This is a genomic window from Rhizobium sp. BR 315 (assembly GCF_050577975.1).
In the GTDB taxonomy this organism is placed as follows: domain Bacteria; phylum Pseudomonadota; class Alphaproteobacteria; order Rhizobiales; family Rhizobiaceae; genus Rhizobium; species Rhizobium miluonense.
Window position 1 is genome coordinate 68,120 of record NZ_JARWKZ010000023.1, and the last position, 22,560, is coordinate 90,679.

Annotated in this window: 22 protein-coding genes, 1 tRNA gene and 1 riboswitch; of the genes, 13 read left to right on the forward strand and 10 right to left on the reverse strand. The window is 61.6% G+C overall.

All coding sequences use genetic code 11. The features are described 5' to 3' along the window. Nucleotides 1–38 precede the first annotated feature (38 nt). Nucleotides 39–2,549: a ligase-associated DNA damage response DEXH box helicase gene (locus tag QD409_RS21025; RefSeq protein ID WP_430763574.1), complete on the reverse strand. Its 2,511-nt coding sequence runs from the start codon at nt 2,547–2,549 to the stop codon at nt 39–41. A gap of 95 nt (nt 2,550–2,644) precedes the next feature. On the opposite strand from QD409_RS21025, the gene QD409_RS21030 reads away from it, so the two are divergent. Next, nucleotides 2,645–3,148, forward strand: coding sequence for an RrF2 family transcriptional regulator (locus tag QD409_RS21030; protein WP_092842965.1), 504 nt, complete (start codon nt 2,645–2,647; stop codon nt 3,146–3,148). A 31-nt stretch (nt 3,149–3,179) separates the two neighbouring features. Continuing rightward, nucleotides 3,180–3,641 carry a carboxymuconolactone decarboxylase family protein gene (locus tag QD409_RS21035; protein WP_430763575.1) on the forward strand — a complete coding sequence of 154 codons (462 nt, stop codon included), beginning with the start codon at nt 3,180–3,182 and terminating at the stop codon, nt 3,639–3,641. 72 nt (nt 3,642–3,713) lie between these two features. On the opposite strand, the gene QD409_RS21040 is transcribed toward QD409_RS21035, so the two are convergent. After that, nucleotides 3,714–4,754, reverse strand: coding sequence for a glutamine synthetase beta-grasp domain-containing protein (locus tag QD409_RS21040; protein WP_092842969.1), 1,041 nt, complete (start codon nt 4,752–4,754; stop codon nt 3,714–3,716). A gap of 440 nt (nt 4,755–5,194) precedes the next feature. On the opposite strand from QD409_RS21040, the gene QD409_RS21045 reads away from it, so the two are divergent. After that, the gene (locus tag QD409_RS21045) at nt 5,195–5,389 is read left to right on the forward strand and encodes a DUF2735 domain-containing protein (protein WP_092842971.1); all 195 of its coding nucleotides are present in this window, start codon (nt 5,195–5,197) and stop codon (nt 5,387–5,389) included. A gap of 26 nt (nt 5,390–5,415) precedes the next feature. On the opposite strand, the gene QD409_RS21050 is transcribed toward QD409_RS21045, so the two are convergent. Further along, nucleotides 5,416–6,051 carry a YitT family protein gene (locus QD409_RS21050; protein ID WP_430763576.1) on the reverse strand — a complete coding sequence of 212 codons (636 nt, stop codon included), beginning with the start codon at nt 6,049–6,051 and terminating at the stop codon, nt 5,416–5,418. A 107-nt stretch (nt 6,052–6,158) separates the two neighbouring features. Beyond that, a complete protein-coding gene (locus QD409_RS21055) occupies nt 6,159–7,106 on the reverse strand; it encodes a methyltransferase domain-containing protein (RefSeq protein ID WP_430763577.1) in 948 nt (315 codons plus the stop codon). Between the two features lie 165 nt (nt 7,107–7,271). On the opposite strand from QD409_RS21055, the gene QD409_RS21060 reads away from it, so the two are divergent. From QD409_RS21060 to QD409_RS21070, 3 genes are read left to right on the forward strand one after another with little or no spacing between them, the layout of a single operon-like run. Further along, nucleotides 7,272–7,538, forward strand: a complete 267-nt coding sequence (locus QD409_RS21060; protein WP_430763578.1) for a DUF6460 domain-containing protein — start codon at nt 7,272–7,274, stop codon at nt 7,536–7,538. Between the two features lies 1 nt (nt 7,539). Then, nucleotides 7,540–8,043, forward strand: coding sequence for a CAP domain-containing protein (locus QD409_RS21065; RefSeq protein ID WP_092842979.1), 504 nt, complete (start codon nt 7,540–7,542; stop codon nt 8,041–8,043). Nucleotides 8,044–8,059: 16 nt separating this feature from the next. Further along, complete coding sequence (locus QD409_RS21070) at nt 8,060–9,409, forward strand: MATE family efflux transporter (protein WP_430763579.1); 1,350 nt, start codon at nt 8,060–8,062, stop codon at nt 9,407–9,409. Here the strand turns inward: QD409_RS21070 and QD409_RS21075 are convergent. Further along, a complete protein-coding gene (locus QD409_RS21075) occupies nt 9,385–10,473 on the reverse strand; it encodes a quinone-dependent dihydroorotate dehydrogenase (protein ID WP_430763580.1) in 1,089 nt (362 codons plus the stop codon). The two genes, QD409_RS21070 and QD409_RS21075, sit on opposite strands and share 25 nt — an antisense overlap. Continuing rightward, nucleotides 10,470–10,826, reverse strand: coding sequence for a DUF952 domain-containing protein (locus tag QD409_RS21080; protein WP_430763581.1), 357 nt, complete (start codon nt 10,824–10,826; stop codon nt 10,470–10,472). Before QD409_RS21080 ends, QD409_RS21075 begins: the two co-directional genes overlap by 4 nt. Before the next feature lie 105 nt (nt 10,827–10,931). Between QD409_RS21080 and QD409_RS21085 the strand changes: the two genes are divergently transcribed. The 4 genes from QD409_RS21085 (at nt 10,932) to QD409_RS21100 (ending at nt 14,004) form a co-directional block, all read left to right on the forward strand. Further along, the gene (locus QD409_RS21085) at nt 10,932–11,360 is read left to right on the forward strand and encodes a hypothetical protein (protein WP_430763582.1); all 429 of its coding nucleotides are present in this window, start codon (nt 10,932–10,934) and stop codon (nt 11,358–11,360) included. Between the two features lie 140 nt (nt 11,361–11,500). Further along, nucleotides 11,501–12,166: a S24 family peptidase gene (locus tag QD409_RS21090; RefSeq protein ID WP_430763583.1), complete on the forward strand. Its 666-nt coding sequence runs from the start codon at nt 11,501–11,503 to the stop codon at nt 12,164–12,166. Nucleotides 12,167–12,181: 15 nt separating this feature from the next. Beyond that, a complete protein-coding gene (locus QD409_RS21095) occupies nt 12,182–13,408 on the forward strand; it encodes a thermonuclease family protein (protein ID WP_430763584.1) in 1,227 nt (408 codons plus the stop codon). A 182-nt stretch (nt 13,409–13,590) separates the two neighbouring features. After that, nucleotides 13,591–14,004, forward strand: a complete 414-nt coding sequence (locus QD409_RS21100) for a tellurite resistance TerB family protein (RefSeq protein ID WP_430763585.1) — start codon at nt 13,591–13,593, stop codon at nt 14,002–14,004. 59 nt (nt 14,005–14,063) lie between these two features. Here QD409_RS21100 and QD409_RS21105 read toward each other — a convergent pair whose 3' ends face one another. Continuing rightward, on the reverse strand, nt 14,064–14,939 hold the full coding sequence (locus QD409_RS21105) for a transporter substrate-binding domain-containing protein (RefSeq protein WP_430763586.1): 876 nt from the start codon (nt 14,937–14,939) through the stop codon (nt 14,064–14,066). A 423-nt stretch (nt 14,940–15,362) separates the two neighbouring features. Here QD409_RS21105 and QD409_RS21110 point away from each other — a divergent pair, with 423 nt between their 5' ends. Continuing rightward, nucleotides 15,363–17,369, forward strand: coding sequence for a methyl-accepting chemotaxis protein (locus QD409_RS21110; RefSeq protein ID WP_430763587.1), 2,007 nt, complete (start codon nt 15,363–15,365; stop codon nt 17,367–17,369). A gap of 101 nt (nt 17,370–17,470) precedes the next feature. On the opposite strand, the gene QD409_RS21115 is transcribed toward QD409_RS21110, so the two are convergent. After that, on the reverse strand, nt 17,471–18,697 hold the full coding sequence (locus QD409_RS21115; protein WP_430763588.1) for an MFS transporter: 1,227 nt from the start codon (nt 18,695–18,697) through the stop codon (nt 17,471–17,473). A gap of 101 nt (nt 18,698–18,798) precedes the next feature. Here QD409_RS21115 and QD409_RS21120 point away from each other — a divergent pair, with 101 nt between their 5' ends. After that, nucleotides 18,799–19,707 (forward strand): LysR family transcriptional regulator, encoded by a 909-nt coding sequence (locus QD409_RS21120; protein ID WP_430763589.1) that lies wholly within the window; start codon nt 18,799–18,801, stop codon nt 19,705–19,707. 109 nt (nt 19,708–19,816) lie between these two features. Here QD409_RS21120 and QD409_RS21125 read toward each other — a convergent pair. After that, nucleotides 19,817–19,890 (reverse strand) — tRNA-Gly (locus QD409_RS21125). Between the two features lie 56 nt (nt 19,891–19,946). Further along, a complete protein-coding gene (locus QD409_RS21130) occupies nt 19,947–21,041 on the reverse strand; it encodes a 2'-deoxycytidine 5'-triphosphate deaminase (protein ID WP_167667859.1) in 1,095 nt (364 codons plus the stop codon). A 171-nt stretch (nt 21,042–21,212) separates the two neighbouring features. After that, nucleotides 21,213–21,291: riboswitch (SAM riboswitch) on the forward strand. A 43-nt stretch (nt 21,292–21,334) separates the two neighbouring features. Here QD409_RS21130 and QD409_RS21135 point away from each other — a divergent pair. After that, nucleotides 21,335–22,522, forward strand: coding sequence for an O-succinylhomoserine sulfhydrylase (locus QD409_RS21135; protein ID WP_430763590.1), 1,188 nt, complete (start codon nt 21,335–21,337; stop codon nt 22,520–22,522). Nucleotides 22,523–22,560 lie beyond the last annotated feature (38 nt).

Here is a 22,560-nt window from a genome sequence, read left to right on the forward strand (position 1 = left end):
TCTGTTGCGCATGATCTTACCCGAAACGGCGTCACGCTTTATTCCATCGCCTCGCGGATCAGGTCGTCGGCGGCCTCCGCAAGCAGGACATCGTGAGCCTCGCCCGGTACCGGCACCTTGCCGATTTCCAGCATCACCGGCACGGCGAGTGGCGAAATATGATCCAGCGCCCGGTGGGTGATGTGACCTTTGATTCGCTTCAGCATATCCGCAAGACGGCCAATATCCAAAAGTCCCGTCGCCGCATCCTGCCGCGTTGCCTGCAATAAGATGTGATCCGGCTCGTGGCTGCGCAGCACGTCGTAGATCAGATCGGCAGAGACCGTCACCTGACGGCCGGTTTTTTCCTTCCCCGGATGCCGGCGCTCGATCAAACCGGCAATCACGGCGCAATTGCGGAACGTGCGTTTCAGCAGGAAGGATTCGTCGAGCCAGGCCTCGAGATCGTCGCCGAGCATATCCTCATCAAAGAGATCGGCAAGGCTGAGGCGGCGGTTGGCAATCATCAGCCCCATATCCTCCAACCCCCAGATACCGAGGGAATAATCGGTGGCGACGAAACCCATGGGCTTGGCGCCTGCCCGCTCCAGCCGCCGGGTCAACAGCATGCCGAGCGTCTGGTGCGCGAGCCTCCCCTCGAAAGGATAGGCGACCAGGTAGGCACGGCTGCCACGCGGGAAGGTCTCGACCAGAAACTCATTGCGTTTCGGCAGCAACGACTTCTCTTTCTGGATTTCCAGCCAGTCGCGCACCTGATCCGGTAGGCGACGCCGCCGGTGGGGATCGGCAATCATCGCCCTCACCTGATCGGCAAGATAGGTCGAAAGCGGAAACTTGCCGCCGGCGTAGGAGGGGATTTTCGGGTCCAGCGAAAAGGCCTGTGACGCCAGGCATTCGCTCTCACGGATGCCTTCGAAGCGCAGCACCTTGCCGGAAAAGAGGAAGGTATCGCCGGGCGAAAGCTGCTCGACGAAATATTCCTCGACCTTGCCGAGCGGCGCGCCGCCTCTTCCGAGCGAGCCCAGCGCATTGCGCTTGACCATGCGGATATTCAGCATCGCCTCCTCAACGATGGTGCCGAGATTCAGGCGATATTGCTGCGCCACCTGCGGATTGGAGACGCGCCAGCGCCCTTCCGGCGTCTTACGGATGCGGGCATAGCGCTCATAGGTTCTGAGCGCATAGCCGCCGGTGGCGACAAAATCGACGATGCGCTCGAAGGTCTCCCAGGAAAGCTCGGCATAGGGAGCGGCACTCTGCACCTCGTCATAAAGCTCCAGCATGTCGAAAGGTTCGGCACACGCCATGCCGAGCACATGCTGGGCGAGAACATCGAGCGCGCCGGCGCCGATCGGCGGCGTATCCTGCGCGCCGATATAATTGGCATCGAGAGCGGCCTGACACTCCATGACCTCGAAGCGATTGGCCGGCACCAGGATCGCCTTCGACGGCTCGTCCATGCGGTGATTGGCGCGGCCGATGCGCTGGGCAAGCCGGCTTGCTCCCTTCGGCGCGCCGACATGGATGACGAGATCGACATCGCCCCAGTCGATGCCAAGATCGAGTGTCGAGGTGGCGACGACGGCGCGCAACCGGTTCTCCGCCATGGCCGCCTCGACCTTGCGGCGCTGGCCGACATCGAGCGAGCCGTGATGGAGCGCGATCGGCAGATTGTCGTCATTGGCCGACCATAGCTCCTGAAACAGCATTTCCGCCTGCGAGCGCGTATTGACGAACAGCAGCGTCGTGCGATGCGCCTTCAGCTCGCGATAGATATCGGGGATCGCATATTTGGCGGAGTGGCCGGACCAGGGGATGCGCTCTTCCGTCGCAAGGATCGAGATATCGGGCTTTGCGCCGCCCTCGACGATGACGAGGCCGGCATGGTGCTCTTCCCCCTGCTCTTGCGCCACAAGCCATTTCTGCAGGTCCATGGGGTCGGCCACGGTCGCCGAAAGGCCGATGGTCTGCACATCGGGTGCGAGCTTGCGGATGCGGGCAAGGCCGAGCGACAGCATATGGCCACGCTTGGAGGTGACCAGCGAATGCAGCTCGTCGAAGACGATGTACTTCAGGTCCTCGAAGAAGCGCTCGGCCTCGCGGTTGGCGAGCAGCAGCGCCACCTGCTCCGGCGTCGTCAGCAGAATATCGGGCGGATTGAGCTTCTGCCGCTGCCGCTTGCCGCTTGGCGTATCGCCGGTGCGGTTCTCGACGGAGACCGGCAGGCCCATTTCGGAAACGGGCTTCATCAGGTTGCGCTCGATATCGACGGCCAGCGCCTTCAGCGGCGAGATGTAGAGCGTATGGATGCCGGTGAAGGCCGAGCCCGGTGGGATCTTGCCGCGCCGGGTGAGATCGGTGAGCGACGGCAGGAAGCCTGCGAGCGTCTTACCAGCGCCGGTGGGCGCGATCAGCAGCGTGCTTTCGCCGGCTTCGGCGCGCGCAAGCAGTTCGAGCTGATGGGCGCGCGGCTGCCAGCCCTTTTCCGCAAACCAGCGGGTAAAGGGTGCAGGCAGGGCGAGAGGATGCTTCGGGTCGATCTGGTCCACGCCCAAACCCTAGCGGCAAATTACGGAAAAAAGAAAGGGCTTGACGGGCATCATAATCGCGGATAAAAAATATCCATGATTAGAGAGGCAGAGAGATGAAGCTCGGAGACGGCGTCGAACAATCCATCCATTGCGTTGGCATGCTGGCGGGCCTGTCCGATGGCGGAGTGCTTTCGGCAGCGGCGCTTGCGGAATTTCACGGCGTCTCGGTCAGCTATCTTCTGAAGCATCTGCAGGCGCTTTCGGGCGCCGGCATTCTCGATACCGTGCCGGGGCCGAAAGGTGGCTACCGGCTGGCGCGCAAGCCGGAGGACATCAGCCTGCTCGATATCGTGCTGGCGGCGGAAGGGCCGGCGCCCGCCTTTCGCTGCGCGGAAATCCGCCAGCGCGGCCCGAACCCGCTGGAAGGGCGCTACTTTGCCAAGCCATGCGGCATCAACGCCGCCATGCTGGCTGCCGAACGTGTCTACCGGGCCGAACTGGCCAAGACGAGCATCGCCGACGTGCTGACCGATCTTAGGCAGACGGACACGGATGGTGGAATAGCCGCGAGAGGCTGCGCCTTTCTCGAGCTTCATGAACGCAAGACCAAAAACTGAACCCTAAGACCTGAACCCAAAGGAGAAGACCATGCATCCCCGTTTCAACTTCGCCAAAGCTTCGCCTGACTCCTACAAGGCCGTCGTCGCACTGGAGAACTTCGTTCAGAGCAGCGGCCTCGAGCGCCGCTTCATCCACCTGATCAAGCTTCGCGCCTCGCAGATCAATGGCTGCGCCTACTGCGTCGACATGCATGTGAAGGAGGCCCGGCACGACGGCCTCAGCGAACAGTGGGTCAACCTCATGTGTGTCTGGTGGGAATCGCCCGTCTATGACGACCGCGAACGCGCCCTGCTCCGCTGGGTCGATTCCGTCACCAAGATCGCCCAGACCGGCATACCGGATTCGGACTATGAGCCGCTGAAGCAGCATTTCAGCGAAGAAGAGATCGTCAAGATCACGGTGGCGATCGGCGCAATCAATATCTGGAACCGGCTTGCAGTCGGCTTCCGCGCGCTGCATCCGGTCGATGCGGCAAACAAGGCTGCTTGAAGCAAGTTCTCAGAATGCAAAAAGCGCGGGACCAAAATCCCGCGCTTTCTATTTGTACCAGTCTCACAGAACTTAGGCAGCTTCCGAAGCGAAGCCAGCCGTCGGAACTTCCGAGATGGTCTTCAGAACCTGCGAAGCGATCTGGTAGGGGCAACCCTGAGAGTTCGGACGACGATCTTCGAGGTAGCCCTTGTAGTCGTTCTTGATAAAGGAATGCGGAACGCGGATCGAAGCACCGCGGTCGGCAACGCCGTAGCTGAACTTGTTCCACGGAGCCGTTTCATGCTTGCCGGTCAGGCGCATGTGGTTGTCCGGGCCGTAGACCGCAATGTGGTCGTGCAGGTTCTTGTCGAACTGAGCCATGAGCGCTTCGAAATAGGCCTTGCCGCCGACTTCGCGCATGAATTTGGTCGAGAAGTTGCAGTGCATGCCCGAGCCGTTCCAGTCGGTGTCGCCGAGCGGCTTGCAATGGAACTCGATGTCGATGCCGTACTTTTCGCACAGACGCAGCAGCAGGTAGCGTGCCATCCAAATCTGGTCGGCGGCCTTCTTGGAGCCCTTGCCGAAAATCTGGAATTCCCACTGACCCTTGGCCACTTCGGCGTTGATACCTTCGTGGTTGATGCCTGCTTCGAGGCAAAGGTCGAGATGCTCTTCAACGATTTCGCGAGCGACATCGCCGACGTTCTTGTAGCCGACGCCGGTGTAGTACGGGCCCTGCGGAGCCGGATAGCCGGATTCCGGGAAGCCGAGCGGACGGCCGTCCTTGTAGAAGAAGTATTCCTGCTCGAAGCCGAACCATGCGTCCTCGTCATCGAGGATGGTCGCGCGGCTGTTGGATTCGTGCGGCGTGACGCCATCCGGCATCATGACTTCGCACATGACGAGCGCGCCGTTCGTACGAGCCGGGTCCGGATAGATGGCGACGGGCTTCAGCACGCAATCGGAGCTGCGGCCTTCGGCCTGCATCGTCGACGAACCGTCGAAGCCCCAAAGCGGAAGCTGCTCGAGCGTCGGAAATGCTTCGAATTCCTTGATCTGCGTTTTACCGCGCAGGTTTGGTACCGGGGTGTACCCGTCGAGCCAGATGTACTCGAGCTTATATTTCGTCATTACGCACCTCATAACAGTTAATCAGGCAAAGCAGGAAACTTGCCCGGCGCGGCTGCCGGAAAATTCCTCGCCACGAACGGCTGCCAAGGAAGAAGCATTTGCCGTGCCAGATTGCACGGACACGCGGCTCTCCAGGTGAGTTTTTTATGATTCGGTCGTTTTCAGGCCGGATTTCTGGGTGCCAACCGTCGGATTCTTTTCAAATCGCAGGCACCATTCCGGCCGAGCTGACAAGATGTCGCAGGCTCGCGTGCTTTGGAATGGCTTGGAAAGCCGGCAGGCCAAAGAAGCGGCATCGATCCCGCCATCGCCAAATTGCCTATAATTTCAGCATTCAGCATTTTTTTTAAGCGGAATGATGATATTCGCTTTGGGCTTTGCTATATATGAGCTGTCTCTTCAAGCGCGCCCGCTTGAAAACCAAAAGGGAGAGACGGCGAATGGCAATCAGTGCTCGACATGAAACGGCAAAGATCTATCAGTTTCCGGTCACGGCCCGCGCTACGGCGGTGAGCCAGCAGCGGCCGAAGGTCAACCTTACGCCCGACATCGGCCCGAGCATTGCGTCGGCTGCGTTCGATAGCTGGTATCATGAAGCCGCGCTCACCGAGACGGATCCCAGCCGCAAGCAATAAGGCTGCCGCCGATTACTAAGGCCCACTTACAAGGCGATGTAGCGATCCGAGCGATGATTGATCGCGACGAAGAGATTGAGCGCGATTGCGCCGATCACCGAGCAGATGACCACGGTCGGCGTGGTCACCGCAAAAGCGACAGCGAGCACGCATAGATCGATCGCGAGCTGCACCAGCCCTGCCCTGATGCCGAAACGCTCCTGCACATAAATCCCCAGAATGCCGACGCCGCCCAGGCTGGCGCGGTGGCGATAGAGTGCAAGCAGCCCGAAGCCGAGCAGGATGCCGCCGAGGATTCCTGACCAGAGCGCATTGATGTGTGCGATATCGAACAGGAGCGGCTGCAGGTTGGAAAGCAGTGACGTCAGCGCAATGGCGATGAAGGTCTTGACGGTAAAAGCGGGACCGAGCTGCTTTAGCGACAGATAGAAGAACGGCAGATTGACCACGAAGAAGGCCAGGCCAAAATTCACGCCAATTGCGTAATGCAGCAGGAAAGCGATGCCGGCAGTGCTGCCGGTCAAAAGACCGGCACTTGAAAGGCAGAATAGCCCTAGCGACGAAATCAGGCTGCCGGAAATGATGCCCTGAACGTCCTCGACCCATGAATGCCGGGTCGCGGATGTATTCCAGACGCCAAAAGCGCTCTTCACGTTCGCCATGTGCTTTCCCCTGTGTTTCCAGGGCTTTCTGCTGAAAGCTCAGACGACAATCAAGCGAGAATACGTAAGCAATGCTGACCTATTTGAAATTCGCAAGATTCGAATAATCAGGCCGATTTGCGGGTAATGAACAGAATGCCGTGGACCGGTTTTCCAGCATCCATGCGAATGATGCTACGGGCTAGGTCCTGCACGGCAAAGCCGTGATCGGCCAATATCTCCCGCACATAGGCTTCCGAGTGTGCGAAGCGCAGGGAATCACGCAGCACATAGCCTTCTGCCTGTTGCTGCGCATCCTCGACCGAAAAGGCAAAGACGGCGCCATCAGCCGAAAGCTCGCGCACGATCACCATCACGCCTTGCAGATTGCCCAAATACATCAGCACGTCGGCGGCGGTGATCAGGTCCGCACGGCCCGACGCCATGCCAGCGTCGAAAACGCCTGACAGATCCGGCTCCAAAGACAGATCGGCCTGGCCGAGATGGTCGTAGACATTCTTCTCGGCCGCTTTGGCAAGCATGCCCTTCGACAGGTCGTAGCCCTCGAGCCGATCGACACGGCCCCGGATTTCCGGCCCCAGTAGGCCCGTTCCGCAGCCAAGATCGACGGCGAGACGGAAATGTTTCGGAATGTCGGCCGTCTCGGCAATCAGAGCGGCAAGCTTGCCGGGTACGCTATAGCCGAGCTTTTCGACAAGCGAGATTTCGAAGCGATCGGCGTAATCGTCGAACAGCCGCTCGACATAGAGGCTCGGCGGTCGGTCCGGCTGTTCGGCGCCACCGAGAACGGCAAGCTTCAGGCGGGCACCGAAGACATCCCCCTCATCAAGCGTCAGCACTTTGTTCAGCGCGGCGATCGCGCCCGCCACGTCGCCGGCCTTCTCGCGATAGGTCGCAAGCGTAAACCAGCCCGCCGCCCAGCGTGGCACCAGCTCCAGCGCTTGCTCCATGAGTTCGGCGGCGCTTGCAGGCTCTCCGCTTTCGGCAAGCATCTTCGCGTAGTCGGCGCGGCGGTCGGCAATGACATCGCCGGAGGAAAGCTGGCTTGGCAGCATCGGTTTCATCCTGTTTGACGCTCGGCTTTGAACGCGGCCATAAAAAAACTCAAGTCCTATTTCAGGCAGTCGCCTGTTTGAGGTGCACGCTAGGCAAAAGTGCTTGCGAGTCGCAGGCCCCGGTCCTATCTCAACACCACCGACTGCCATCATGGAGACGTCAGTATGCCCGATCAGGTGAACAGATTCCTTGGCGACTCGCCCGGTCGCACGCTGGTGAAGCTCGTTATCGTGTCGCTCGTCGTCGGCTTCGTGATGAAGTTCTTCGGCTGGCGGCCGCTCGATTTCCTCTATGGCGTCCGTCGCTTCCTGCTCGACCTCTGGCACAGCGGCTTTGCTGCGCTCGGCGAGTTCGGCGATTATGTGCTGATCGGCGCAACCATCGTCATCCCCATCTTCATCATCCTCCGCCTGTTCAATTATCGCAGCTGACATGACCTCCCAGACACTGAACTACACGCGCCGCGATACGCTGCGCCTCGCCGCCCTTGCGCTCACCGCATCCGTCGCAAGCTGTGCCACGCCGCCCGCCCGCGTTTCCAAAACGCCTGCCAGCGACCAGACCGCCTCCGCCCTGCCGCTCGTCAATGCGCTGCGGGCCAAGAACGGCCTGCCGCCGCTGAAAATCGATACCGCCGCCGGTGCCGCCGCCGTCTATCAGGCGCGCCGCATGGCGGATGCCGGCAAGATGGAACACCTGATCGGCATCGGCGACGATTTCGGCAAGCGGGTCAAGGCGAGCGGGGTCAAGCTGCCGGCGGCAGAGAACATTGCCGAGGGACAGCGCGACGTGAATGCGGCCGTGACGGCCTGGATCAACTCGCCGAAGCATTTGCACAACATGCTCGGCAAATATGACGGCCTTGGCGTTGCGCTCGCCTATACACCCTCTTCCGGTGACAAGCCCTATTGGTCCATGGTGCTCTCTTCAAACTGAGGAGGCGTAACGCAACATGGATGTCCAGCAAGGGAGCGCAAGGGTTCTGCCCTTCGACGTGACGCATCGGCTCGTGCTGTCGATCGCGCTTCCGATGACGCTCGGCTTCATGACGACGCCGCTGCTCGGTCTCGTCGATACCGCAGTCGTCGGCCATCTCGGCGAGCCGGATGCGCTGGCGGGGCTCGCGATCGGCGCCGTGCTCTTCGACCTCCTCTTTGCCAGCTTCAATTTCCTGCGCGCCTCCACCACGGGCCTCACCGCACAGGCCTATGGCCGACACGACCGGCGTGAACAGCAGGCCATCTTCTGGCGGGCGCTGATCTCGGCGCTCGGCTGCGGCATCCTGATCGTCCTTTTGTCGCCCTTGCTGCTCTGGCTCGGTATTCGGCTGATGGGGCCACAGGGCGCTATCGCCGATGCGACGCGCATCTATTTCTCCATCCGCATGCTCTCGGGACCGGCCGCGCTTGCCAATTACGCGCTGCTCGGCTTCGTGCTCGGCCGCGGCCAGGGCCGCATCGGCCTGCTGCTGCAGACCGTTATCAATGGCGTCAACATCGTGCTTGCCATCCTGCTCGGGCTCTGGCTCGGCTGGGGCGTGGCCGGCGTTGCCTGGGGCACGCTGATCGGCGAAGCGAGCGGTATGCTGCTGGGGCTTGCCATCGTGGTACGCGGCTTTGCAGGCGAGGAACGGCCGCCCCGCGCGGAACTCTTCTCGCGCACCAAGCTCGCACAGCTCTTCGGGCTCAACCGCGATATCCTGATCCGGACCTTCGTGCTCATCGGCGCCTTCACGCTGATGACGCGCATCGGCAACAGCTTCGGCGCCGTCATGCTGGCCGCCAATGCGGTGCTGATGAACTTCTTTCTGCTCTCCGGCTATTATCTCGACGGGCTGGCAAACGCCGCAGAGCAGATCACCGGCCGCTCGATCGGCGCCAATTACCGACCGGCCTTCGAGCGCGGGCTGAGGCTGACCGGGCTTTGGTCGTTCGGGCTGGCGCTTGCCGCTGCCGTCTTCTTCTTCACCGTCGGTCCGGCTCTAATCCGCCTGCTGACGACCTCAGATGAGGTTCGCACGGCGGCAGAGACCTATCTGCCCTGGGCTGCCATTACCGGGCTGACCGGCGCGCTCGCCTTTCTGATGGATGGCGTCTTCATCGGCGCCACATGGTCGCGCGAGATGCGCAACAAGATGCTGATGTCCTTCGGCGGATACCTCGTGGCGCTTGCCGTCTTCGTACCGACGTTCGGCAATCATGGCCTGTGGATGGCCATGAACGCCTTCCTGCTGTTCCGCGGCATCTTCCTCGCCATGGGCCTGAAGAAGCGCGCGGATCAGACGTTCCGGTTCGCCCAATAGTCCAGTTTGGTATCGCGCAGGTCACGGATCGAAGCAGCGCGCTCTTGGTCGAGCAACGTCGAGAGGCCGTTGACGACCCGGGCCGGCAATCCCGGCCCTTCATAGACCATGCAGGAATAGAGCTGCACGAGATCGGCTCCCGCCTTGATCTTCTCCAGTGCCGTCTCGGCCGACGACACGCCGCCAACGCCGATGATCGGCAGCGCAGCCCCCACGCGGCGACGCATCTTGGCCAGCACTGCGGTCGATTTCTCGAAGACCGGCTTGCCGGAAAGCCCGCCTGCTTCCTTGGCCTGCAACTGATCCTTCAACCCGTCACGGGAAAGTGTCGTGTTGGAGACGATCAAACCGTCAAGCGCATGGGACAAGGCTTCGGCGGCGATATCGTCCATACCCTCCTCGGTCAGATCCGGAGCGATCTTGAGAAAGACAGGGATGCGTAAGCCTGCCTTCGCCGCTTCCTCGTCACGGGCAGCAAGCACGGCCGACAACAGCGCCGACAGGCTTTCGCGCGCCTGCAGATCGCGCAGACCGGGCGTATTGGGCGAGGAAATATTGGCGGTGAAATAGCGCGCCACAGAATAGAAGCGACGGATGCCGGCGACATAGTCGGCGATGCGGTCCGCGCTATCCTTGTTGGCGCCGATGTTGACGCCGACGATGCCGTTGCCGCGGATGGCCTTGAGCCGCTGGAAGGCGGCTTCATGGCCTTCGTTGTTGAAGCCGAGACGGTTGATGACGCCTTCGTCCTCGACCAGGCGGAAGATGCGCGGGCGCGGATTGCCTGACTGCGCTTTCGGCGTCACCGTGCCGATCTCCGTGAAGCCGAAACCGAGCTTCAATAGCGCTTCCGGCACTTCGGCATTCTTGTCATAGCCGGCCGCCATGCCGATGGGATTGGCAAAATCGAGCCCGGCCACAGTCTGGCGCAGGCGAGGATCGGCGCTAACGCGGCATGTCGGCACGAGGCCGGATTTCAGCGCGGCTATAGACATACCGTGCGCGGTTTCCGGATCAAACAGGAAGAGGCCGCGCCGGCCGAGATCGCGAAACGCACCGATCATTCCGCCATCTCCGGAAAGGCGTGTGCACCATCGGCGCCGAGTGGCAGGGGCTTTTCCCAGAGCACGGACGAGAGGGCCAGCGGCGCATAAAGATGCGGGAAGAGATCGCCGCCGCGCGAGGGTTCGAAGACCAGCTTGTCGCCGAGCGCATTGCCGTCGATCGCCACCAGCAGGAGGCCAGTCTGTCCTGCGAAATAGAGTTCTGCGGTTTTCTTTGCCTGCTTCGCGGTGGAGAAATGAATGAAACCATCGGTCAGATCGATTGGCGCGCCATGAAAAACGCCGCTTTGTCTGGCTTGCTGCCAGAGCGTGTCCGGCACGATCTTGTAAACCACTGGCATGGCGGTCATCATCCCTATGTAAACTTGTCCTGTTAGGGCTTTGCACGAAAACATCGGCCGATGTCCACGGTTTCCGTGGTGGATTTAAGTTTTAACGTAGAAAATCCGGAGGATGACATGACGAAGAAACTGAAAATCGGCCTTGCAGCCATGCTTGTGCCTGCCGCTTTTCTTCTCTCCATACCGGCTCTGGCCGCTGAACCGGACACGGCACGCTTCCAGCTCGAACGCAGCGGCGATCATTTCGTCCGCCTCGACCGGAAGACGGGCGCAATGTCCGTATGCCAGGATCAGGGTGGCAACCTCGTCTGCCGCATGGCTGCCGACGAACGCAGCGCCTATGACGACGAGCTCGACCGCCTGTCCGACCGCGTGACGAAGCTCGAAAAGACCGTTGCTTCGAACAAGGGATCGAGCCTGCCTGACGATGCCGAAATCGACCGCACGCTCGGCATCATGCAGAAATTCATGCGCGGCTTCATGGGCATGGCGAAGGAATTCCAGAACGAGGAACCCAACACCAAGCCGCTGCCGCAGAAGACCTGAGGCCGGCAAGACCGCAAGACGAAAGCAGGGGGATAAAGGATCCTATTCCTATGCCGGCCTTTACTCGCCCAAATGCCTCGGTTAACGTTTTTTAAAGAGTTGAGCGCCCGGGCAAGCCGGTGCACGGATGCTGAGCGGCGATGCTGTCACACGAGCAGATATGGGGGGCGATCGACCGGCTTGCCGAGCGGCATGCCTTAACACCCTCCGGCCTCGCACGCCGCGCCGGGCTTGACGCCACCTCCTTCAACAAGTCGAAGCGATTGAGCCAGGATGGCCGCTTGCGCTGGCCATCGACGGAATCGATCGCCAAGGTGCTGGAGGCGACGGGCGCCAGCCTGGAGCAGTTCCTCAGCTTCATTCGGCCGGGCGAGCCACCGGGCGCTGCTGCATCACAGGCGATTTCGCCGCGCGGAACCGCCATCCCCCTGATCGGCTTTGCCCAGGCAGGCGCCGGCGGCTTCTTCGACGACGGCGGATTTCCCGCAGGCCAGGGCTGGGACATGGTGGAATTTCCCGTCGCGGCCGGGCAAAGGGCTGGCGCCTATGCGCTTGAGGTGCAGGGCGAAAGCATGTTGCCGCTCTATCGCGACGGGGATATTCTGATCGTCGAGCCAGGCGCTCAGATTAGGAAAAACGACCGTGTCGTTGTGAAGACCCGCGAGGGTGAGATCATGGCCAAGGTCCTGCTGCGGCAGAGCGCAAAGTCGATAGAACTGTTGTCGCTCAACCCCGAACACCCCAACCGCAACTTCGATCTTGCGGATGTGGAATGGATTGCCCGGATCATATGGGCCAGCCAATAGGAAAGTTTTCTCGTTATGCGTCGCAAATTTTTGCTTGCAAGTGTGGCAGGCGGGATCGTCGGTTCTTGGTTGACCCTCATCGCGGTTCAGTTCGGTGGATACGGCTTCAGTCTTCCGGGCCGAGGCCACGCCACGACGACCGAGTACAAATCTACTACGGCGGCGCCCCCCGAGACCGCCAAGGCTGAGCCGACGCTGCCGAAAGCCATGGTGGCACCAAAGCCCGTCGAAACGACAAGGCTGGACGAGGTTGCATCGGGCAAATCGCAACCGGAAAACCCGCCGGTGGCGCAGCCTGCCAACTTGGCATCGAAGGACAAGGAGACGGTTCTGGCCGCAGCGTCCTCTTCGACAAAGGGGTCCGACAGCAGCCCCGAGCTATCCGCCACGGCCATGGCAGCCGCTGCCACGGCCACCCCAGTGGGCAACGACACTGAAAAGGCACCGGACGGCAAAGTTCCCACCGACCCCGCACATTCGAACGACGCGTCAACGAAGCTGGAGGAGGCACAGGCGGCGCCTGCAGCGACAGACGCGGCCAAGAATACCGCCTCGCCTTCCACGCCACAGCCGACCGAAACCACGCCGGACAAGGCATCTGCCGCCTCACCGGGGGCAACTCTTGCCAAGCAAGCCACCGACCCTCTGCCGAACAATCGGATACCGGCCGACCAGATCGACAGGGAAATGGCGGCGGCCGCGCACCGGACGATTCCTTCGCTGCCTCAGCCTCAGGACAAATCCAAATCCGGGTCCGAACAGGCATCGCTCGGTCCAGCATCCCAACCACGAGGGCAGACGACGACGATCGAGCTTATCCGCCCCTTCGCGGATCAGGCCGGCATATTGACCCTAGCCGGCAGGAGCGTGCAACTGGACGGGATCATTCCGACCGATGTCGACCGGATGTGTACCGGCCCGAGCGGCAAGAGCTGGCCCTGTGGCCAGGCCGCACGCACGGCATTCCGTATGTATCTGCGCGGGCGCTCGATCGATTGCGACGTGCCGGACCCCGCCTGGAAGGGCACGGTTAAAGGCGAGTGCCGCTATGTCCGCGTCGATCTTAGCTCCTGGCTCGTCCGCTTCGGCTGGGCCGATCCGGAGCCTGGTTCGCCGCTTGCGGCACTTGTCGACGAGGCCAAGGAGAAGAAGCGCGGCATGTACGGAGACGATCCGCGCAAGAACGGAAAATCGACGCTTGGGCCGCCCCTGCCTAAGGAAGATCCGCTCAATCCGATCTGACGCCTTGCTTCCGCCACTACAGCGCCGCGCGTCATATATGACGCGCAAAGGTCGCTGTAGCACTTTTAATTTGCTGCATAATTTTATCCTTAAATCGATTCCGATTTAAGGAATTATGCAGTAACTTTTGCCATGAGACGCGCGACTTTTCAGTCTGCCAAATTCAAAGGACTTCGCCTGTCATGAACAAGCCGCTTTCTGCTCACGAGGCCCTGATCTATGTCATGGTGCTGGCCTCGGCCGTCGACCGCACGATGAACGACCGCGAGCTCAGCCGCATCGGAGAGCTCATTCACGCCCTGCCGGTCTTCAAGGGCTTCGACGACGAGAAGCTGATTTCGGTATCGCGTGACTGCGCCAAGCTGCTTTCAAGCAACGAAGGGCTCGACATCGTTCTCGAAACGGTGCGCGACACCCTGCCGGCGCGTCTCTACGACACCGCTTATGCGCTTGCAGTCGAAGTCGCCTCGGCTGACCTTTCGGTCAAGGCGGAAGAATTGCGCCTGCTCAGCATGCTTCGCGACCGTTTTGGCCTGGACAAGCTGACCTGTGCCGCCATCGAGCGCAGCGCGATCGCCCGCTATCGCAAGGCCTAGAGCCGCTTTAGGCATTCCGGACGGAAAACCGCTGCGCACTTTTCCCGGAATTGCCCTAATCAGTAAAGCCCGTAAGGGAAATAGCGCAGATAGATTTCCTGCAGCCTGCCATCGCGCGAGAGCATGGCGAGGGCATGGTTGATTGCGGCCGTCAGATCGGCATCTTGCTGGCGCAGCATGATGGTCAAGCCTTCGCCGAGAAACTGCTGCGACAGATAAGGCCCGTCGAAGATCGCGCAGCATTTTTCAGCCGCCGGCGACGATACCCAGAAGGACAGCTGCAAGCCGTCGGCAAAAGCGGCATCGACCTTGCCTTCCTTGAGGGCGGCAAGAAGCGCGTCCTTGTCGTCAAAGGGCACGGGTTTGATGGCCGGGAAGAAGGCGGCCATCATCGCCTCATGCGCCGTTCCCTTGACCACGCCGACCGGACGGCCGGCGAGCGCTGCCGCCGTCGTCCCGTTGATCGAGGCCTTGAGATTGCGCACGAAGCGCGCCGGCAGCATCAGGAACGGGCGCGAAAAGGCGAAGCTTTTGCGCAGCTCCGGCGTTACCGACACGCCGGCGATCACCGCATCGCCCTGCGAGGCCGCAAGTGCGCCCTGCAACTCGCCAAACGGCAGAGCCTGGATCTGGCACTTGTCCGCTATCGCGAGCTCATCGCAGATCTTGCGCGCAAGCTCGACATGGAAGCCCGTGAGCTTGCCGTTCTGATCGAGGAAATTGAAGGGCGGAAAATCGATTGATGTCAGGAAACGGAGCCTGACCAGAGAAGACAGATCGGGCTTAGGCAACCGCTCGCGGGCATCGAACAGGATCGGCAGACTGGGCGGCTTGGCCTCCTGGGCAGCAAGCGGCATGCTGCAAGACATCGCAATCAGCGCCGCATGCGTGAAAAGCCGGGCCATGGAGATCATCGACGAAAGGCAAACACGCATGGTCTTGATCCGGCCTCCGGTCGTAGATGCACATTCCTGATTCACTGACACGATGTAGCAGAGTCATGCCGCATGGGGAATATCACGCCTCGCAGTGACGGCCGCAGCGCTCAAAGGATGAGCGGAAGACAGCCCGCACATCGCGTGGTTGCGCGGTTTTGAACACGTACGAAATTAGTACGGGATTTCTCCCGGCAATCCCCCGCCGTTAGCAGTCGATTAAGCTCTGTTGATTGTACTCCGGGATATCGACGACGTCGGCCGGGCCGATCGCATGATGCTGGTCGTCCAAGCCTTCTTTGCAGGGTATCAAGCAACTCGACCTCCACACGCACGCATCAGGCAAAACTCCTTGATCACATCCGGGCGAGCGGCCTTCCGCACGTTTCCTCGATGCCGCGCAGCACTCGCAGACGGACAGCCATGTTCAGCAATCTGAAAATCAAGACCAAAATGCTAGCGGTGATCCTGCTTCTCGGCATCATCTCCTTCGCCGGCCTGCTGCATATCGCCGGCGAGTTCCGCAGGGCGGACCGTGCCTATAGCGCCTTCCTCGACAACGAGGCCGTTGCGGCGACCGAATCCGCACGCGCCAGCGCCGCATCGCTAGCATCGGTGCTGCAGGCAAGCCTGATGCTGAATTTCGATCCCGGCAGCGATGCGTTCAAGGCGATCGCGGCCGGTGACAATCACTTCAGCGAGGCAAGGGAGAGGCTCAAGCACGCCGAAAGCCTCGTTCCCGACGAAAGGCAGTCGATCGAAGATATTCTTGCCGGCCTGGACGAGCTGCAAATGCTCACGAACAAGGCCATCCAGCAGCGCAAGGACGGTGACCTCAAAGGCGCGGAAACGAGCATGGTCACGGTCAACGGCAAGCTGGCCAAGATCATAGCAAGCATGATCGCCAATGACGAAGCGCTGACAAATCGCATGAACACAGGCGCGGATGCCTTGTCGGCCGATGTCAATAGCGACGTCAACTATACGCTCATCGCCCTTGGCGGCTTCACGCTGCTCGCACTGATTTTCGGCATATATGTCGCTCAGAATGGCATCGCGACGCCGCTGATGCGCCTGCATGGGCGCATGACGGCGCTCGCCGACGGCGACACCGTCAGCGAGATCGAGGGCCGCGACCGTCGCGACGAGGTCGGCCAGATGGCATCCGCTATCGCCGTGTTCCGCGACAATGCCATCGAACGCGCCCGCTTGGAGGCACAGGCGGAAGCCGATCGTACGCTGAGCGATAGCGAACGCGCCCAGCGCGAGACCCGGCAGGCGGCCGAGGCGGCTCATCTGCAACAGGCCGTCCAGGCGGTCGGCGACGGCTTGAAGCGCCTTGCGGAAGGCGATCTGGTCACGCGGATCGACGCGCAATTCGTCGGACACCTCGACCAGTTGCGGCAAGATTTCAACAGCTCGCTCACGAAGCTGAGCGGTACCATGCAGGCCGTCGGCGCCAATGCCCGCGCCATCAGCGCCGGTGCCAACGAAGTCCGCGGCGCGGCCGACGAGCTTTCCAAACGGACCGAGCAGCAGGCTGCGTCCGTCGAGGAAACTGCCGCCGCACTGGAGCAGATCACCACCACGGTCAAGGATGCCGCCCGGCGCACGCAGGAAGCAAGCCAGCTCGTTGCCCATACCCGTGCCGGAGCAGAGCGATCTGGCGAGATCGTCCGCAATGCCATCGAGGCTATGCAGCAAATCGAGACATCCTCGGGCGAGATCAACAACATCATCGGCGTCATCGACGACATCGCCTTCCAGACGAACCTTCTCGCGCTCAATGCAGGCGTCGAGGCGGCCCGTGCCGGGGAAGCCGGCAAGGGCTTTGCGGTCGTTGCCCAGGAAGTGCGCGAGCTGGCGCAACGCTCCGCCAATGCTGCCAAGGAAATCAAGACACTCATTGCCACCTCCGAAACGCATGTGCGCACCGGCGTCGGCCTGGTCGGCGAAACCGGCAGGGCGCTCGACGCCATCGTCTCTGAGGTGCAGGAGATCAACCGGCATGTGCACGCGATCGCCGAGGCGTCGCGCGAGCAGTCGGCCGGCCTGCAGGAGATCAATACCGCCGTCAACGCCATGGACCACGGCACCCAGCAGAATGCCGCCATGGTCGAAGAGAGCACGGCCGCAAGCCATGGCTTGGCGACCGAGGCCGCCTCTCTGGCGACGTTGCTCGGTCAGTTCCGTACGGGCGATGATGCCGCTCATCTGTCCGTGGCGCCTGTCGCCAATACCACGTCGCGCCCAGCGGCTCGCCCCTCGCCTCGACCTGTCGCTGCACTGGCCATTCGGGCCGTCGATGGAGCCAAGGTCCGCCCTTCTCCCTCGCCGGCACGCGCGCTCGGTCAGAAGTTGATGAGCGCATTCGGCGTCGGCCAGACGACCGCATCGACAAGCAAGGATGCGGACTGGACGGAGTTCTGAGTTCGCCCGTATCGCGTCATCAATGGGACGGCAGCGACGTGTCTCGATGGGCGATTTCATGATGTCGGGGCGAGCGGCCTATGCTGCTCGCCCCGTTTCATTCAGGTCCGTGTGGCAACGCCGGTAACAAGGGCAATCACGCCGAAGCCCGCGGCGGCCGAGCAGACCGCGACCCAGCCGCCAAAGTCCCATGCCGTGCCGGCAAGGGCGGAGCCCAGCGCCCCACCGAGAAAGAAGATGCCGACAAAGAGACCGTTGATGCGTCCTCGGGCTTCCGGCTTCAGGAGGTTGACGGCCCGCCGCCCCAAAGTTTGATCGCCGGTAATGCCAACATCGAGCATCACGGCGCTGACGCCGAGAAGGATCAGCAGGATGAGCGGCTGGCCGGATCGTACCCCGCCCACCCAGGCTGCCAAGGCCGTGGCGCCAAGCACGATCAGGTGCGACACCAAGGTCGCCGTCCGCGTCCAGCCCCTGTCGCCCATGCGGCCGAACGGAGAGGTGGCGGCCGCACCGCCGGCTCCGACCAGCGCAAACAATGCGATGCCGGACTGACCGAGGGAGAACGGTGGCTGCGCCAGGAGCAGAGCGACGGACGTCCAGAACAGGCTGAAGCTCGCCATCATCAAAGCGGCAGTGAATGCACGCACCCGCAGTACCGGCTCTTCCCGCAGGAGCTGGAAGAGCGAGCCGATCAGCGCTCCGTAGCTGGCGCTCACCAGGGGGCGCCGCTCAGGAAGCCTGAGCGCAAGCACGGCAGTCAGAAGCGCCAGCGCCGCAGCGCTGACGACGTAGAAGCTTCTCCAACCCCATAGATCGGCAATCATGCTCGCCAGCGGGCGGGAGACCAAGATGCCGACCATGACGCCGCTCATGACATTGCCGATCACGCGGCCACGATGTTCGGGTGGCGTCATGACTGCAGCGATGGGCACGAGAATCTGGATTGCGGAACAAGCGGCGCCCAGCAGGAAGAGGAAGATCAACAGGCTCCAGCCTGTCGGTGCGAAGGCGGCCGCAACGGCCATCACCAGGGCCGATATCAGCATACGCAACACCAGCTGCCGATTCTCCATGAGGTCCGCCAGCGGCACTAGGAAGAAGAGGCCGGTGGCATAGCCAAGCAAGGAGGCCATGGCCACTAGGCCCGCGCCGCTTTCGGAAAAACCCAGCGACGGGCCGATGATGCCGACCAGTGTCTGCGGGGCAAAGAGATTGAGGATGATGACGCCGGTGGCAACGGCAAACAATAGCGTCGAAGGGGCAGCGCCCGCGACGGAAACATCGTCCTCCGGCTCGCTCACCATACATTCGGGAACTTGGGACATGGGCTCTCCAATAATTTGTGATAATAAAGATGGCCATGTTTATCGCCTTGATGCATAATGCGACAATTGAAATGAAGTAATAATGATTATGCGAGTCTTGCATGAACATTCATGATCTGGAAGCTTTTGTCGCGGTGGTGGAAACGGGGTCGATCGTCGCTGCCTCAGCGCGGATCAACCTGACGCAGCCAGGCATTACCAGGCGCATCCAGAATCTGGAGGACAGTCTCGGCATTGCGCTGCTCGACCGGCAGTCCAAACCGCTCAAGCCGACGGCGGCAGGGCGCGAGGCCTATGAACATGGACGCCGCGTGCTGCGCTCGCTGGACGACCTCAAGACCGGCGTTTCGCCCGGCGGAGCGATCGGCGGCGAATTCCGCCTCGGCATCATGCCCTATCTCTCCGAGGCTGCGCTCTCTGCTCCGCTCGACGCGCTCCGCAGCCAGTTTCCGCAATTGAGCTTACGGATCGTCTCAGGCTGGTCGCCGCAACTCATCGAGCAAGTCGCGCATAGCCAGCTCGATGCGGCAACCGTCTGCCTGGCGGAAGGCATGCAGCCGCCGGACAATGTCGTCGGCGACGTGCTTGGAGTCCACAGCGTCATTCTCGTTGCCGCGCCGCCGCTGGGCGTTCCCAAGGCGCCGCGGCTCGAAGAGCTTTCCCGCTTCCCCTGGATTTTGAACCAGAGCGGTTGCGGCTTCCGCGCCTTCATTCATCATCGCTTCGAAGCGGAGCGCTTGCCTTTCGACGTCGCCGTCGAGGCAATGAGCGCCGATTTGCGCATGTCGCTCGTCGCGCGCGGCCTCGGCATTGGTGTGCTGACACCGGCGGCACTGGCAGACAGCCGCTGGCGCAATGACGTCGAGATCATCGAGGCTCCCGATTTCCGTCCGAAGGTGGTCAACTGGCTGCTGCACCGGCCGCCGGCGGGCCGGCTCGCCCGCCCGATCGCAACCTTCGGCGAAGCGCTGGCGGAAACGCTGAAATCGAAGAGACCGTTTCTGACCTGAGCCCTGCCAGGGCGCGTCGCAATCCTTCGGATCAACATCCCGCGCTTTAAGCCTTTGGTTTTTCAGATAACGAGACCGTTGAGCGGTCAAACCAATTGCTGAGAGAGACTGGAGCGGGTGAAGGGAATCGAACCCTCGTATTCAGCTTGGGAAGCTGCTGCTCTACCATTGAGCTACACCCGCCTGACCCCTGAGATGTCCAACAGTTGGCGGCCTCTGTCAAGGCCGCCGCTATGCGATCACAGGCGGAAATGCTTCGAGAGCTTGAGGCCCTGCGCCTGATAGTTCGAGCCGGCACCTGAGCCGTAGAGGCTGCTCGGCTGTTCCACCATGTGTTCATAGATCAGGCGACCGACGATCTGGCCATCCTCGAGAATGAAGGGCACTTCATGGCTGCGCACTTCGAGCACAGCGCGGCTGCCGCGGCCGCCGGCCGGGGCATGGCCGAAGCCCGGATCGAAGAAGCCGGCATAATGGACGCGAAACTCGCCGACCAGTGGATCGAACGGGGTCATTTCGGCGGCAAAATGCGGCGGCACATGGACGGCCTCGCGAGAGACGAGGATGTAGAACTCATCCGGATCGAGGATCAGCTCGGTACGGCCGCGGCTATAGAGCGGCTCCCAGAAATCGAAGATATCGTGCTGGGCCTTCTTGTCGACATCGACGACGGCGGTGTGATGCTTGCCGCGATAGCCGATCAGCCCTTCCTTGTCGCCGGCAAGGTCGATCGACAGAGCGATGCCGCCGCCGGTGATGTTCGGTTTCTTGCTGGCAACCAGCGTCTCCGTCTCGTGCAGTGCCAGCAGTTCCGGCTCGGTGAGCAGGGCCTGGCCGACACGGAAGCGGATCTGCGACAGGCGCGAACCGCGGCGCACGACGATCGGGAAGGTGCGCGGGCTAATTTCGAGGTAGAGCGGCCCGGAATAGCCGGCCGGGATCTTGTCGAACTCCTGCGCGCGGTCGGTGATGACGCGGGTGAAGATGTCGAGGCGACCCGTTGAGCTCTTCGGATTGGCCGATGCCGACATGTCTTCCGGCAGGTCCAGCCGCTCCATTAGCGGCACGATATAGACGCAGCCGGTTTCCAGCACAGCGCCCTCGGAAAGATCGATCACATGCAATTTCAGTCGGTCGAGCTTGTCGGATACGAGATGCGAAGGCCCTGGCATGAAGCTGGCACGGACGCGGAAGGCATGCGAACTGAGCCGCAGGTCGAGACTTGCCGGCTGGATCTGATCGACATCCAGTTCTCTCTCGCTCGTCAGCCGCCCCGTTTCAAAGAGCGCTGCAATGGCGCGATCGGCCAAAATTCCAGTATTGCGAGCCATCATGCCTCTTTCCCAGCCCATAACCCTGCGAGTGGAAAATCAACTTGCAGGGTTATGAGCTGATTCAAACTATTACTGCGATCCTTGCGCATCCTGACGGTCGCGCGGGCAGTAATTTGCCGCAGACAAAACCAAACTCAGGGAATTGACGCAAGCCGTCAACGGCAGTATTGCAACTTATCCCGTGGTGATTTGGCCGGTCGGCTTGCAGCCACGTTAAATAAGTGGCTAAAAAGACCGGGGTTGAACCGGTCTGCTTTCGCGGCCGGTTTTTTTGTTTTGAAAGTGGTGATGGCATGAGCAAGACTTGGCGCCCCGCAACCCAGCTCGTTCACGGCGGAACGCTCCGTTCGCAATTCAGCGAGACCTCCGAAGCAATCTATCTGACCCAGGGCTTTGTCTACGATACCTCGGAAGCGGCGGAAGCCCGCTTCAAAGGCGAGACGGAAGGCTTCATCTACGCCCGCTACGGCAGCCCCACCAACGACATGTTCGAAAAGCGCATGTGCGCGCTGGAAGGCGCTGAAGACGCCCGAGCCACCGCCTCGGGTATGGCCGCCGTTTCCGCCGCCATCCTCTGCCAGCTGCAGGCTGGCGATCACATCGTCGCGGCGCGTGCCCTCTTCGGCTCCTGCCGTTGGGTGGTCGAGACGCTCGCGCCGAAATACGGCATCGAGTGCACGCTCGTCGACGGACGTTTCGTCGAGAACTGGGGAAAGGCCATCCGCCCGAACACCAAGGTCTTCTTCCTCGAAAGCCCGACCAATCCGACGCTGGAAGTGGTCGACATCGCAGCCGTTGCCAAGCTCGCCAACCAGATCGGCGCCAAGGTCGTGGTCGACAACGTCTTCGCCACGCCGCTCTTCCAGAAGCCGCTGGAACTCGGCGCCCATATCGTCGTCTACTCCGCCACCAAGCATATCGACGGCCAGGGCCGTTCGCTCGGCGGCGTCATCCTTTCCGACAAGCAGTGGATCGACGAGAAGCTACAGGATTATTTCCGCCATACCGGCCCGGCCATGTCTCCCTTCACCGCATGGACGCTGCTGAAAGGCATCGAGACGCTGCCATTGCGCGTCGCGCAGCAGACCACAAACGCCGCCAAGGTGGCCGATTTCCTCGCCGAGCAGACCAGCAAGGTCGCCCGGGTGATCTATCCGGGCCGCAAGGACCATCCGCAGGCCGATATCATCGCCAAACAGATGAGCGGCGGCTCGACCCTGGTCGCCTTCGAGCTCAAGGGCGGCAAGGAAGCGGCCTTCAAGCTGCAGAACGCATTGGAGATCGTCAAGATCTCCAACAATCTCGGCGACTCCAAGAGCCTGATCACCCATCCGGCCACGACGACGCACAAGAACCTCACCGACGAGGCCCGCGCCGAACTCGGCATTTCGCCCGGCACCGTGCGCTTCTCCGCCGGTATCGAGGACGGCGAGGATCTGGTCGAGGATTTCGCCCGCGCGCTGGCGCAGGTTTCCGCCTGATATCGCTCGAGCCGCCCGGAAGCTTCTCCGGGCGGCTC